Origin of the sequence: Desulfuromonas acetoxidans DSM 684 (genome assembly GCF_000167355.1) — a bacterium.
Classification (GTDB): Bacteria; Desulfobacterota; Desulfuromonadia; order Desulfuromonadales; family Desulfuromonadaceae; genus Desulfuromonas; species Desulfuromonas acetoxidans.
This window is the reverse complement of the sequence record NZ_AAEW02000001.1, coordinates 238,877-253,016: the sequence shown is the minus strand read 5'-3', so window position 1 is coordinate 253,016 and position 14,140 is coordinate 238,877. Positions and strand designations below refer to the sequence as shown.

11 protein-coding genes and 3 tRNA genes are annotated in these 14,140 nt (G+C 49.6%); 13 read left to right on the top strand and 1 reads right to left on the bottom strand.

Going from position 1 to position 14,140, the window contains the following annotated elements; translation table 11 throughout:
* The first annotated feature begins 50 nt into the window (after nucleotides 1-50).
* The 5 genes from serS (at nucleotide 51) to DACE_RS01040 (ending at nucleotide 2,881) form a co-directional block, all read left to right on the top strand.
* Nucleotides 51-1,325 (top strand): serine--tRNA ligase, encoded by a 1,275-nt coding sequence (serS, locus tag DACE_RS01060; protein WP_005997613.1) that lies wholly within the window; start codon nucleotides 51-53, stop codon nucleotides 1,323-1,325.
* 9 nt (nucleotides 1,326-1,334) lie between these two features.
* Nucleotides 1,335-1,420, top strand: a tRNA-Ser gene (locus DACE_RS01055).
* 218 nt (nucleotides 1,421-1,638) lie between these two features.
* Nucleotides 1,639-1,728, top strand: a tRNA-Ser gene (locus DACE_RS01050).
* Nucleotides 1,729-1,955: 227 nt separating this feature from the next.
* A tRNA-Arg gene (locus DACE_RS01045) sits at nucleotides 1,956-2,032 on the top strand.
* 123 nt (nucleotides 2,033-2,155) lie between these two features.
* Nucleotides 2,156-2,881, top strand: coding sequence for a CAAX prenyl protease-related protein (locus DACE_RS01040; protein WP_005997611.1), 726 nt, complete (start codon nucleotides 2,156-2,158; stop codon nucleotides 2,879-2,881).
* A 135-nt stretch (nucleotides 2,882-3,016) separates the two neighbouring features.
* Here the strand turns inward: DACE_RS01040 and DACE_RS01035 are convergent, their stop codons facing one another.
* Nucleotides 3,017-3,217 carry a GSU3473 family protein gene (locus DACE_RS01035; protein ID WP_005997610.1) on the bottom strand — a complete coding sequence of 67 codons (201 nt, stop codon included), beginning with the start codon at nucleotides 3,215-3,217 and terminating at the stop codon, nucleotides 3,017-3,019.
* 336 nt (nucleotides 3,218-3,553) lie between these two features.
* Here DACE_RS01035 and DACE_RS01030 point away from each other — a divergent pair, with 336 nt between their 5' ends.
* From DACE_RS01030 to DACE_RS00995, 8 genes are all read left to right on the top strand, one after another.
* A complete protein-coding gene (locus DACE_RS01030) occupies nucleotides 3,554-4,309 on the top strand; it encodes a tyrosine-protein phosphatase (RefSeq protein WP_005997608.1) in 756 nt (251 codons plus the stop codon).
* Between the two features lie 141 nt (nucleotides 4,310-4,450).
* On the top strand, nucleotides 4,451-5,767 hold the full coding sequence (locus DACE_RS01025) for a nucleotide sugar dehydrogenase (RefSeq protein ID WP_005997606.1): 1,317 nt from the start codon (nucleotides 4,451-4,453) through the stop codon (nucleotides 5,765-5,767).
* 53 nt (nucleotides 5,768-5,820) lie between these two features.
* Complete coding sequence (locus DACE_RS01020) at nucleotides 5,821-6,846, top strand: NAD-dependent epimerase/dehydratase family protein (RefSeq protein ID WP_155808930.1); 1,026 nt, start codon at nucleotides 5,821-5,823, stop codon at nucleotides 6,844-6,846.
* A gap of 83 nt (nucleotides 6,847-6,929) precedes the next feature.
* Nucleotides 6,930-7,805 (top strand): patatin-like phospholipase family protein, encoded by an 876-nt coding sequence (locus DACE_RS01015; protein ID WP_005997604.1) that lies wholly within the window; start codon nucleotides 6,930-6,932, stop codon nucleotides 7,803-7,805.
* Between the two features lie 149 nt (nucleotides 7,806-7,954).
* Nucleotides 7,955-8,743, top strand: coding sequence for an outer membrane lipoprotein-sorting protein (locus tag DACE_RS01010; protein ID WP_162013576.1), 789 nt, complete (start codon nucleotides 7,955-7,957; stop codon nucleotides 8,741-8,743).
* Nucleotides 8,744-8,765: 22 nt separating this feature from the next.
* Nucleotides 8,766-10,679, top strand: coding sequence for a DUF1302 family protein (locus DACE_RS01005; protein WP_155808928.1), 1,914 nt, complete (start codon nucleotides 8,766-8,768; stop codon nucleotides 10,677-10,679).
* 80 nt (nucleotides 10,680-10,759) lie between these two features.
* A complete protein-coding gene (locus tag DACE_RS01000) occupies nucleotides 10,760-13,045 on the top strand; it encodes an efflux RND transporter permease subunit (protein WP_005997601.1) in 2,286 nt (761 codons plus the stop codon).
* Nucleotides 13,046-13,059: 14 nt separating this feature from the next.
* Nucleotides 13,060-14,127 carry an adenine nucleotide alpha hydrolase family protein gene (locus DACE_RS00995; protein WP_005997600.1) on the top strand — a complete coding sequence of 356 codons (1,068 nt, stop codon included), beginning with the start codon at nucleotides 13,060-13,062 and terminating at the stop codon, nucleotides 14,125-14,127.
* The last annotated feature ends 13 nt before the right edge of the window (nucleotides 14,128-14,140 follow it).

The window sequence follows — 14,140 nt, the reverse complement described above, 5'->3', positions numbered from 1 at the left end:
TTTTGACGACAAGCGCTGTCCTGCCGGGCAAGCGATAAGGAGAGCAGGTCATGCTGGATATTAAGTTTATCCGTGAAAATCTCGAACAGGTTGAACAACGTCTGGCCACCCGTGGTTCGGAAATCCGCCTAGATGAGTTTCGTCAACTCGACACACAGCGGCGTGAGCTGCTTGGCGAAGTGGAAAGCCTCAAGGCTGAAAAGAACCGGGTCTCGGCAGTGATTGGCCAGACCAAGGATAAGAGCCAGGTCCAGGGTGAAATCGCTCGCATGAAAGAGGTGTCGGCCCAGATCAAGCGGATGGATGAGGAATTACGCGAGATCTCCGATAAGCTGTCGGCCATCTTGATGACCATTCCCAATCTGCCCGATGAGAGCATTCCTGTCGGCACCAGTGAAGACGATAATATCGAGATCCGTCGTTGGGGAACGCCGCGTGAATTTGCTTTTGAAGCCAAGGCCCATTGGGACATCGGTGAAGATCTGGATATCCTCGATTTCGAACGGGCGGGAAAGCTCACAGGTGCCCGATTTGCCTTGTATAAAGGCGCGGGTGCCCGTCTTGAACGCGCTCTGATTAACTTCATGCTCGACCTGCATACCGAGCAGCACAAATATGTTGAAATGCTTCCGCCCTTTATGGTAAACAGAGACTCCATGACGGGGACGGGCCAACTGCCCAAGTTTGAGGAAGACCTGTTCCACGTTGAAGGACCGGATTACTTTCTGATCCCCACTGCGGAAGTTCCTGTAACCAATATTCATCGAGATGAAATTTTAGGTGCAGAACAGCTGCCATTGTGTTATACCGCGTACACTCCTTGCTTCCGCAAGGAAGCCGGATCACATGGTCGTGATACCCGTGGGTTGATCCGCCAGCATCAGTTCAACAAGGTTGAGCTGGTCAAGTTCGTTGCTCCCGAGAACTCGGATGCTGAACTGGACAAATTGCTGGCTAACGCCGAAAAGGTTCTCCAGCTTCTTGAGTTGCCTTATCGCGTTGTTGATCTGTGTACCGGAGACATCGGCTTCTCTGCAGCACGCACCTTTGATATTGAAGTGTGGTTGCCGGGACAATCCGTGTACCGCGAGATTTCATCGTGTTCGAACTTTCGGGATTTTCAGGCCCGTCGCGCCGCGATCCGTTATCGCCGTGAAGAAGGTGCCAAGCCGGAGTTCGTACATACCCTCAACGGTTCAGGACTGGCCGTTGGTCGCACCCTGCTGGCGATTCTTGAGAACTACCAGCAACAGGACGGCAGCGTGATCGTTCCGGAAGTATTACGCCCCTACATGGGTGGCCTGGAGCGGATCACGGGAAAATAAGTTAAGTACGGAGGAGTGGCCGAGTGGCTTAAGGCGGCGGTCTTGAAAACCGTTGTACGAAAGTACCGTGGGTTCAAATCCTACCTCCTCCGCCATTTAGTTAAAGCATCCGCTGGATAGGATTTGAAGCGGAGCGAACGCCGACTTAATGTCGGAAGAGCGGACAGGATGTCCGCGGCAGAGAGCGCAGGGGAGCTGACGCAGGAGCCAACATAATGTTGGCGACGAAGTGGGCAAATCCTACCTCCTCCGCCATTTAGTTAAAGCTTCTGCTGATCATAATTCAGCAGGGAGTACAGCGCATAAGCACAACGGAGAGGTGGCCGAGAGGCTGAAGGCGGCACCCTGCTAAGGTGTTATACGGGCAACTGTATCGAGGGTTCGAATCCCTCCCTCTCCGCCATTTATTAAAAGCAAACTTCGTTGGGATTCGAAGCGGAGTGAGCGCCGACTTAATGTCGGAAGAGCGGACAGGATGTCCGCGGCAGCGAGTGTAGGTGAGCCGACGCAGGAGTCAACGTGATGTTGGCGACGAAGTGGGCGAATTCCTCCCTCTTCGCCATTTATTTTCAGCAAAGCAAAAAAGAGTGTTGACAACCTCGCTCAAATGCGAGATAACCATCACCCGTTGCGCCAGTAGCTCAGCTGGATAGAGCGTCTGACTACGGATCAGAAGGTCGGGAGTTCGAATCTTCCCTGGCGCGCCATTTAAAAAATAGAGACCCAGTTCACATCAATGTGAGCTGGGTCTTTTTTTTTCAATTTTTCACAGAAACCCTTGTTGGGTTTTTGCCAAATTAAATTGCTGGTTTGAAGAGCCTTCTTTCGTTATGTTGTCTTTTATTAATTTCAACGATGGCTTGGGGGGGATTTTGCAGAAAAATTTATGGACTCGTGTTTTACCTTTTGCTTTGTATATGGCGTTTATCGGAATTGAAGATGGGCTGCGTTACCTCGTCGGCCAGTCTGGCGATTTTTCAGAAGCGAGTTTTCTCTACCTTTATCCGGTTAAAGTGGGGTTGGTCGCTGCTGTGTTGGTGGTTTGTTGGCGCCACTATCGCGAGGTGCGGTTTTCCGACCTCCTTCAATGGCGGCATACCGTGTTGAGTATCGCTATTGGTGGAGGGATTTTCTGGTTGTGGATCCATATGACCTGGGACTTCGCAACATTGGGGGAGTCGCAGGGATTTAACCCTAATTTTTTTGCGGAAGAGGGCATGCGTGAGATGATGGTGATTGCGCGTCTTTTTGGTGCTGTTTTGGTGGTGCCGGTGATGGAGGAGATTTTCTGGCGCTCATTTTTGATCCGCTATGCCATTGATGGAAATTTTATGCAGGTGGCTATTGGTCGGTTCAGTGTCTTTTCCTTTCTGGTAACGACCGTTTTATTCGGGTTGGAGCATCACCTGTTTCTTGCAGGTATGGCCGCAGGCGCGTTGTTTAATTTTCTTCTGTATCGAACTCGCAGCATTGCTCAGTGTATCCTCAGTCATTTCGTTGCAAATCTGGCTTTGGGGCTTTATGTGTTAAGAACAGAGCAGTGGCAGTTCTGGTAACGTATGATGTTTCATAGGCTGTAGCGACCACCGATTACTCTAAAAATAATCCCCCGGCTTTTGTCGGGGGATCTGGAGTCCTCGATGGTTTTTGAGCACGTTTCTTTCAGTGTATTTAACTTTTGGTTCTGTAGATCAATGAAAGCTCCTGCGGCGCTCTTTGCCAAAGTAGTGGTGTTCGTCGGAATCGGGCTTTCGGATCGGGTCCTGGCCAACAACAGCCCAGCCGTTAGCACGCAAGAACTTCCGAATCTCTCCTGACATCAGTTTGTTGTCAAGCATGTCCGGCTTGACGTAATCATATTGCCCTCCGAAGTACTGAACATAGATCATCATGTGAATCTCCTTTAGGCATTAACAAATGCTAAAATTTGCGTTATAGATAATAGGTGCGTAAAATTAGAATGTAATAAATAATATAAGCAAAAGTTGTGCCGGGCATTGCTGGGCCGCCCAGTTTGGACTACTCTTGCTAAGTCGCAGTATTTATGAGGGTTGTCTACCGGGAGCCCTTCATTCATAGGGAGACTTTTATTGTTGTTAAGAATTTCGACAGTTTTTGTCGGAATTTTTAACGTACGGAGTGCTAATTCTTTTGCCCTTCCTTCACTCAAAACAAATCAATGGGTTGTAAAAATATTTGATGTGCGTCTTTACAAAAAATGAGTGCCTATGATCGATTGTCATTGTCATATTCTTCCGGGGCTTGATGATGGTTGTCGCACTGAAAAAGAGTCCATAGCGATGGCACGACAACTGGTGACAGCAGGTTTTTCGCGGGTCTTTTGCACTCCGCATTGTATTACTGGCTTGTATGATTTTTCCGGTGAACAGGTTAGTGCTGCAGTTGCGGCGTTGCAGCAGCAGCTTGATCGTGAGGGGATTGCTCTGCAGCTGGAAACAGGTATGGAATATTATCTGGATGATTTTTTTCTTGGTCGTCTTGAGCATCCAATGCCACTGGGCAAAACAAATCTGTTGTTATTTGAACTGCCTTCATCAGGGGATGTCCGCATGCTGCCGCAAGCTGTGTGCGAGATAAAAAAAAGAGGTCTGAAGCCGGTTCTGGCGCATCCTGAACGGTTTTTTGCCGGCAAACTTCAGCTGACTGTGGTTGACTTTGTTCAACGTTGGTTGACTCGTCATCCTGCGGATCTGTTGCCTGTTGCTTTGCGTGATGTGGTGGATCAGGGCTGTTTACTGCAGGCGGATCTCGGTAGCTTTAACGGTGTTTATGGCGCCAATGCCAGACGACTGGCAATGCTGTTGCAGCAACATGGGATGTATGCCTGTATCGGTAGTGATGGACATAATCCACGTCAGGCAGAAAGAATTCTCCGGGATAATTACTGGCTGGTTGAACTGGGGTGTCAGCGAGATCGGAAATTCTCGTGTGGAGCTGATGTAGGATTGAAAGGGATTGTTTAATCGCATGTTTGGTTGAGAATGCTTGCACGGTGGTTGCTGGATCGGTTTTTGATCCAGTTGGGATGGAGAACGATTTCAACAGAAATGAGCCTCTTTGGCATTACATGTGCTTACTTTATGTCGTAGAAAAGGATGAAACAGATGGTAACAATTGAGGATATTCGTAGCGGGAAAAGCAAGGTTGCTGTTGTCGGGCTGGGATATGTAGGGTTGCCTCTGGCCGTTGCTTTTGGCACTTGCTGTGACGTGATCGGCTTTGATATTGATCAAAAGAAAATTGAAGACCTTAAACAGGGGTATGATGCTACCGGGGAGGTGAGTTCTAAAGATCTGGCAGCGACAAAAATTACCTATACCGCCGATGCTGCTCAATTGAGTGAGGCTGCGTTTATTATTGTTACGGTGCCGACCCCTATTGATGCGAATAATAATCCGGATCTGACGCCGGTGCGTTCAGCATCGATCACTGCGGGGAGATATCTACAGTCGGGCTCCATTGTTGTTTATGAATCGACGGTCTATCCCGGGGTGACGGAAGAGATCTGTGTGCCGTTGCTGGAGGATTATTCCGGTTTGCAGTGTGGCCGGGATTTCACCGTGGGCTATTCACCGGAGCGGATCAATCCGGGCGATAAAGTTCACACCGTCGACAAAATTATCAAGGTTGTTTCCGGACAGGATGAAGCGACTCTCGATACCGTCGCAGGTGTGTATGAAATGGTTATTACTGTTGGTGTCCATCGCGCCAGCTCGATCCAGGTCGCGGAAGCAGCCAAGGTTATTGAAAATACCCAGCGTGATCTCAACATTGCGTTGATGAATGAATTGTCGATTATTTTTGGAAAATTAAATATTCCAACGCGTGATGTTCTTGCGGCCGCAGGGACGAAATGGAACTTCCTGCCGTTCACTCCGGGGCTGGTTGGTGGTCATTGCATTGGTGTCGATCCCTACTATCTGACCCATAAAGCCGAAGAGATTGGTTATAACCCCCAGGTGATTCTCGCCGGTCGGCGGATCAATGACGGTATGGGGAAATATGTGGCTGAAAACACTGTGAAAAAAATGATTCGTGCCGGTAAAACCATCAAAGGAGCCCGGGTTCTGGTGTTGGGATTAACGTTTAAGGAAAATGTCCCTGATATTCGCAATACCCGGGTAATTGATGTTGTCCGCGAACTTGAAGACTACGACATCGATGTTATTGTCAATGATCCCGTGGCTGATCCGCAGGAGACGTTGCACGAATACGGCATTGAGCTGACCTCGCTGGAAAAGGTCGGTCCGGTCGATGCGATTGTGTGGGCAGTTGCCCATGAAATTTATAAGTCGATCTCCTTTGATGAGATGAAAAGAATGTGCAGCAACGGCAACAGCCAAGCGGTGTTGATTGATGTTAAGGGGTGTATTTCTCCCCAGCAGGCTGAAGCTGAAGGTTTTATCTACTGGGCATTATAATCACAATGGCGAATATTTGGCGTGAGCTCTTTGGGCTGTAAAGGTGACTTGTTGTGATGGATTATGATGCATTAAAAGCTGAACTTAAACAGACTCCGAAGGTGTGGTTTGTGACGGGCTGTGCCGGTTTTATCGGGTCCAATCTGGTTGAGACGCTGTTGACGTTGGACCAGAGTGTGGTTGGTCTTGATAATTTTTCTACCGGCTACCCACATAATCTGGACGAAGTGCAACAGCGTGTTTCTCGTGAACAATGGCAATGTTTTACCTTTGTGGAAGGGGATATTCGCGAGCCTGAGGTTTGTCAACGGTTGTGTTCGGGGGTTGATTACGTACTTCATCAGGCGGCTCTGGGGTCTGTTCCGCGATCCATTAATGATCCGCTTGCTACCAACCAAAGTAACATCGATGGCTTTCTCAACATGATTCTGGCCGCACGTCAGGCAGATGTTGCAAGTTTCACCTATGCGTCTTCCAGTGCAGTGTATGGCGATCACAGTGCGCTACCAAAGGTGGAAGAAGTGATCGGAACGCCGCTATCGCCCTATGCCGTGACAAAGTATGTTAACGAGGTCTATGCCGGAGTGTTTGCCAAGACCTATGACTTCAACTGTGTGGGATTGAGATACTTCAATGTATTTGGTCCGCGTCAGGATCCGACAGGGGCTTACGCTGCCGTCATCCCGAAATGGGCTGCAGCGATGCTGGCAAATGAGCCTGTTTACATCAATGGCGATGGTGAAACAAGTCGGGATTTTTGTTTTATTGACAATGTCATTCAGGCCAATCTGCTGGCCGCGCACGCCGTGCCGGAGGCAAAAGATCAGGTCTATAATGTTGCTCTGGGAGATCGCATTACCCTCAATGAGCTGTTTCGTGCGATGCAGGTGGCAATGCAGCATCATGGTGTCGCTTATGCGCATGAGCCGGTTTATCGTGATTTTCGCGCCGGAGATATTCGCCACTCCCAGGCAGATGTGGCCAAGGCACAACGGCTTTTGAATTACGCTCCTCAATATCGGGTGGCTGCCGGGATCGAAGAAACTGTTGCATGGTATGTGGAAAAATTTGGACTTTAATGGTTCTTGACCTCTAACGACCGACTTACCTGAATGGGCATGAGGGCGCATTTGGTCTTTACCCTGGCCAGGGAGTACGACTGATGTTTACCCCGGACGAAATTATTCCCGTCTTTGCCGGAGGTGGCACGCGGCTGCCTGCCTATGTTGGAGTACTGCGCGCTCTGGAGCAGTTACCGATTCGTATCAGTCGCATGGTCGCAACGTCAGGAGGGAGTGTGGTGGCGGCTCTGTACTGCGCCGGTCTGCCCGTCGATCGTTTGCAACAGTTGGCTCTTGAGGTTGATTTTGCCCAGTTCCGTGGTTTTTCATTGCCCAGTCTGATTCGCAGGGGCGGATTGTCATCCGGTGAGCGTTTTGAGCAGTGGATGGATGAACAACTGCAGGGGGCGACGTTCCGTGACTTGCCGATTGATCTGCATGTTGTGGCTACAGATGTTTTTTCACAGCAGCCGGTGGTTTTTGATCGTGAAACCACTCCAGATTTCAAAGTTGCTGCCGCTGTGCGTTGTTCGATAGGCATTCCGCTCTTTTTCACCTACAAGCCCTTTGGTGAAAAACTCCTGGTCGATGGCAGCATTCTGGCTGAAGATGCGCTGCGCCAGGATTGGGGTGGCCATGGCAAGCCTCTGGTGTTTTTTCGTCTGCGTTCCTCGCGCAGCCACCGCGAAACCTTCCGCAACCGTTTTTTCCCTCTGCCGGAATATATCCTGATGCTGATTCGGACGTTTTTGACCTCATTGTCGCGCGAATATGTGGCGGATCTGTATTGGTCAAAAACCCTGTTGATCAAAACTGAGGAATTTTCCCCCCTGGAATTCTCACTTTCTCGCCCGGCGAAGGACCGACTCTACCAATTAGGCTATCAGACAACGCTGGACTATCTTCCTCTCAAACTGGGGCGGTTAAAACAGCAAAGTCAGGATTCTCACGCGTCTGAATCAACGGTGCTGCCGTAAGAATTTTGCCCCTTAGAGCTTTACTTTGAACCTTTTCTCGCTATGGTTTTAAGATCATTAAACAAGTTTTTTCTAATGGTTTTGGATGGCGTTTTTGGACGTGTCAGGGAGATAAACTTTTGATGAACATCACGTTGTTCGGAAAACAAATGACCCGTGTGAAATCTGTTGCGATTTGTCTGGGTCTTTTCGGCGTGCTTGCCACGGATTGTGGCGCTACGGATAATGCGACTTCTCTGACAGCAAAACAGGTGGCGGAGCGGGTTTATCATCGCGATGTTGGTGAGGATATGGAGATGGTTGGCACCATGGAGCTGATCAGTAAAAGCGGCCATGTGCGCACCCGCCAGATGACAACGCGGCGAAAAGACACACCTGATGAGCGTAAGGTGATGATTCGCTTTCTCTCTCCAGCCGATATCAAAGGGACCGCTTTTCTGGTGATTGAAGATGTGCAGGATCATTCCACGCGTCAGCATCTTTATTTGCCGGCGCTCAAACGAACTCGTCGGATTGTTGCGGCTCAGCAAGGACGCAGTTTCGTGAACTCGGATTTCACCTACGAAGACATGCAGCGTCATCCTTTGGATGAGTGGACCTATCGGCTGGACGCGGAGCAAATGATTGCCGGACGCAATTGTTATCAACTGATCAGTACCCCGAAGCCCGACACGGAAACGCAATACCGCAAGATTGCCTCTTGGATCGACAGGGAGACTTTCTTGCCGTTGAAAACCATTTTTTGGAACAAAAAGTCACAACCGTTCAAAACATATACAGTACAGACATTCAAGATCGTCGACGGAATAGCGACGGAAATGGACGTGCTGATGGAAGACCATGACGATGAGCATAAAACGCGGCTGAAAACACAAACCGTTCGTTATAACTGCGGTTTGCCGGATCATCAGTTCACGACACGCGCTATGGAACGTTAAGTGGTGGGCTTGGGGGATGGATGTGAGATATTTGACACGACAGCGGTTGAGTGAGACGACGGGCTCGACGTTTTTTGTCGGTCGTTTGTTGCAACTGTTCGCAGCGGTGGCGTTGTTTTTCGTTATTGATGTTGCTCCGTTACATGCCGCCCAATTGAAAACCATCCATTACGACTCCTCTGCACACGCCACTGTAGTCACGCTCGAGCTTGACGCACCGGTCCATTTCGTCCGTCATGATCTGCCGGCGACAGACCACCTGTCGCCGCGGTGCTATCTTGACCTTCAGTCAACGCAGCCGGATAAAATGCTGCCATGGCAACGACATGTTGGGGATGAACGTCTGGAAAACATTCGTCTTGGCGTTCATGGCAAAACATTGCGCATTGTTTTCGATCTGCAACAACCATTGAGTTGCCAAGTGCTCTCGACGCCAAACAGCCCGATGATTGTTCTGCAGTTTTCCCATCAGAGCTCGGACGGGCTTGTTCCAGAGGTGCCTGATGCCTCTGTTGTTCTTGATGCGTTACCCGCTTCAACGGATAAGGAGTCCGCCGCGAGCGTTGTGCAACAACCGAGTGTTTCGGACCCGTTTTTTTCTGTTGAACCGATTGAGGATGTTGCCGCGTCACAAGGGCCTTTTTTGGCGGTTTCCACCTGGGGAGAATTGCAGGGCTATACAGCGTATGATGTGGACAGCCAAGGTGCTGAAGATGATGATTTTTACCGTTTCCAGGCGCGTTTTGGCGCAGATCTGGAGAAGGCGTTTTCACAACAGCCTCTACACGGTCGTGTGACGGTAGAAGTGGACCGACTCTACTACGATGCTGAAGCCGCTGATGAGGATACCGATGTTACGCTCTACGAAGCGTATCTCTCTTTGAATCGACCGCAGTGGGATCTTTCTGTGGGCAAACAACGGGTTCGCTGGGGGAAGAGTGACCAGCTCTCACCGTTGGATTGCATCAATCCCGAAGATTTGCGTCAGTTTGTCACCATTGATCTCGAAGACCGCAAAGAGCCATCGTGGCTGGTTCGCCTACGGACCTATGGCAAGGTTGTTTCTTTTGAAGCGATTGTCAGCCCCTGGTTTGAAGAATCTGAGATTGATTATTTTGATTCCAACTGGGCTCTTTACCGCAATCTGCGGCAATCGATTCTGACTCATCCCGCACTCTCTTCTGCGGCTAGGGCCTATGCTGGAGATTTGCGTGTCCATGAAGAAAAACCCTCGGATTCTCTTGAGAATATGTCCGGTGCCTTTCGCATGAGCTGGCAGACTGATCAAGCGGATTATGCTCTGAGTTATCGCTATGGTTGGGAGACTTTGCCGACTATTGTCAGCTTTCCTGTCAAGAATATCCGTTATGACGGTGATCCGGAAACGGATCCGATCACATTGCTGGGTAGCGCCGTTTTGACAGATGAAGCGGTTGAAGCACGTTTCAGGCGGCAGAAGGTCGTTGGCGCGGAGTGGGAGACAACTTTTGACCTGATCGGCTTCCGTGGTGAAGTTGCCTACATTGACAAGGTGGCGTTTCTCACCTCTGAATTGATTTCAAGTCGTCATGAGGTAGGGCAACTGGTGACTGGTATTGATTATACATCAGAAACGGAGTGGTATTTCAATGTGCAGACTTCTTGGCTGCACATTTTCCACTACGATAAAGAGCTGCTTTATTTTGACGAGGATACGGTTGCCCTGCTGGGAGAATTGCGCAAATCGTTGTGGCGCGGCAATCTTGATATCGCGACTCGGTTCAACTATACACTCAGCGATGGCAGCAGTTATGTGCAGCCCAATCTGACTTTGAAATATTTTCCCAATACCGAGTGTGAACTCGGCGTGAATATTTTCAGCGGCGATGGAGAGACGTGGTTGGGCTCCTATGATCAGGCGGATCAGGTTTATGCCAAACTCAACATTGTGTTTTAGAGGGAGTTAGCACAATCCTCAATGTAAATGGCCCGTTGGCTTTTCGATTTCACAGCCTACACCCTTAAATGGTGGCGATAATGATCCGTAATTTTGTCGATAAAAATTGTCAGGCCATTTTCAAATCGCCCGGGCTCTATCTGCTTGTCCTTATCTTCCTGACCGGAATTTTTGGTTATTATTATGCGACTTTGCCTTCTGAAACTTCCGTCGAGTCGCTGATTGTTGAAGATGATCCTGATCTGCGTTTCTATGAGCAGTACAAAGAGCAGTTCGGTGAAGACCAGTTTCTGGTCGTGGCATTTTCGACTGACGATATTTTTGATTCCTCCATTCTGTCTTACCTTGATGAACAGACCGTGCGCCTGGAGTCTCTGCCGGAAGTTGATGATGTTGTCAGTCTGAGCAATGTTGAGAGGTTTGTCGGTTCCGACTACGATTTTATGGTTGAGCCGCTCTATAATGTTTTACCTGCAAACCCGAGCCAAGAGAATCAGGTGCGGGAGCAGGCTCTGGACAGCAGCCTGATTGGCGGTCGCCTGGTCAATTCAACCTCAACAGCCACCCTGTTGTTGATTCGCCCCATCCGGAGCGATGATCCGCGTTTTGATGAACGGCTGGTCGACAAAGTCGAAGCACTCTTTGCTTCAAGTGCGTCGCCATACCAGGGATTTGCCTGGCATGTTGCCGGTTGGATCAATACCGATGTCAATATGAGTCGCTTTATGAATCGCGACATGTTGGTGTTCATGCCGATGACATTTGCCTTGCTGGTGATTCTGGTTGCGTTTGCTCTGCGCAATGTCTGGGCGATTGTCTTGTCCATTGCCAATGTCGGGGTGTGTCTTGTTTGGGCTCTGGCGTTTTTGAATTTGATCGGCGGGGCCATGAGTCCGATCACCTCGATTCTTCCGCCTCTGATTATGGCTCTGGCCGTGTCCGACAGCATTCATGTTTTTACCGTATTTTTGAAACAGAATCGCCATGACGCAGCAGTCACCGATACCATACGTCGCACTCTGGTGCATTTGGCGGTTCCCTGTTTTCTCACCAGTTTTACCACCGCCATTGGGTTTGCCTCCCTCGCGGTTAGTCAGGTTCCGCCGATTCGACACTTCGGTTTGGCCGCAGCTGGTGGAATGATGGCCGAGTTTCTGTTGACGATGACGCTGATTCCAGTGGGGATCTGTTTTTTGCGCCATAAAACCGGGTTGAAAGGTCCTGCAAAAGAGAAAAAAGTTGTGTTACGCCGTTCGCTGAAACGACTTTCCAGTCAGTTGGTTGCGCATCACAGTGTGGTTGTCTGGAGTAGCGTCGTGCTGATTGTGTTGTCGATCTGGGCCGCTTTGTCGATTGAGGTGGAAACGAATCTGTTGAGCTATTTTAAAGCCAACAGTGCCGTATCTCAGGCGTCGCGGTTTGTGGATCAGCAACTTGGTGGTGTCGAGACGATAGAAATTTCCCTCATGACACCGGATGCGGACCAATTGCTGGAACCACAGACTCTTGCCATTGTTGAGGGTATTGAGCAGTATCTCGAGCGGCAGCCGATTGTCAGTCAGGTCTCGTCAGCGAATGATTTCTTCCGTGAAATGAACAAGGCGTTCCATAATGATGATCCGCGCTTTTTTTCTTTGCCGCAGAGTCGGGCGATGGCTGCCCAATACCTGTTGTTGTATGACGGGGATGAGCTGGAAAGGTTCATGGATGGCGAGCGTCGTTGGACAAGGGTCTCCGCACGGATTACCGAACATCGTTCCAGTGTTGTCGCCGAGTATTTGCACCACCTCAATGTCTACCTGCAACAGGTCGCTGAACCGGAGGGGTTGACCGTCCGAATCACTGGAAAAACCCTGATGGTCAACAAATTGATCCATTTGATCGTTAACAGCCAGGTGCAAAGTCTGGCTTTGGCCTTGGTGCTGATTCTGCTGACGACAGTATTTATCTTTCGCTCGATCAGGCTGGGGGTGATTGCTCTGATTCCTAATCTGATTCCGATTTTACTCAACTTCGCGGTGATGGGAGTTTTGGGCATTCCTTTGAACAGTGCCACGGCAATTATTGCTGCAGTCGCAATCGGCATCGCCGTTGATGATACCATCCATTTTATCTGCAATTATCAACATCTCAGGCAGAGTGGAGGAACGGTTGCCGCAGCGGTTGAACAGACTCTTGTTGATAAAGGGCATCCCATTATTATCACCTCGTTGATCATGGCCGGGGCTTTTGCCATTCTGCTGTTTGCCAGTTTCGTTCCAACCATTCAATTCGGCTTTCTCTGCTCCTTGATCATGCTTTTTGCCGTGGTGGCTGACCTGATTGTTTTGCCGGCGATTTTCTTAAAATTTGAATCAACATTATAATGAGGGGGCGCGTGATGAAATCCTGTAAAAACTGTTTATTGCCAGAGAGTGTTGAAGGCACCACTATCGCCAGTGATGGCGTGTGTAATTTTTGCAAAGACTACGACAAGAAAGTGGTTGAGAGCAAAGAGCAGGAGCGCCAGAAGTTTGAAGAAGACCTGGAAAAAGCCTTGCAGGAGTGTCGTGGTGTCGGTGAATATGATTGTCTGGTTCCCTTTAGCGGCGGCAAGGACAGCGTCTATCTGCTCTATAAGCTGAAGGTCGAGTACAAGCTCAATGTGCTGGCCTATACGACCAACGCCAATATACCCGATCTGGCGTGGAAAAATATTCGCACGACGCTGAAAAAACTCGATGTTGATCACATCTCCTACAGCCCGTCTCCGGCTCTGTATAAAAAGCTTTTTAACTATCTGTTTCAGCACCAGGAACAGCGTGGTGCCGTCTATACCATCTCCTATGTTTATGCCCCCCTGTTTGAAGGTGATGCGATCCGTTTGGCCAAAGAGAAAAATATTCCCCTGGTGCTTGCCGGCTACTCTCCGGGACAGCCCGAACCGGAACGGATGTTGTACGAGTTTGCGCCGAAGTTGATCCAAGAAACCGACTGGACGCCACCGGCGTTGAAGTCTTCAGGAGTCTTTAGTCAGGACGAATTGCGCTATTTTTTCAATCCGCACGATTACCCGCAAGGGACGCAGTTCCCGCGCTACCTGGCTCCCTTTCACGCCTGGCCGTACAGTCAGGATAAAATCATGTCTGAAGTAGTGCGTTTAAAACTGGTGCCCAGCACACGTCATACCAACCCGATTTTGACCAACTATCCGATCAATTGGCTGTGTATGTATTCTGACCTCAAACACTTTGGCTATAACCCCTATCAGCCCGAGTTTTCAGCCTTGATTCGTGAAGGCAAAGCCAGCCGTGTGTATTGGCAGATCATGCGACCGATCGTTAATACCATGATCGACAAGAAAATTTTGTTGGGGCGTGAGGTGAGCCGCTGTATGAAATGGCTGGATCTGACGGAAGAGGATTTGAAAATCACTTTGCCTAAAGGAGCGTATGATCCCGAATGGTAACCACGGACTGCAA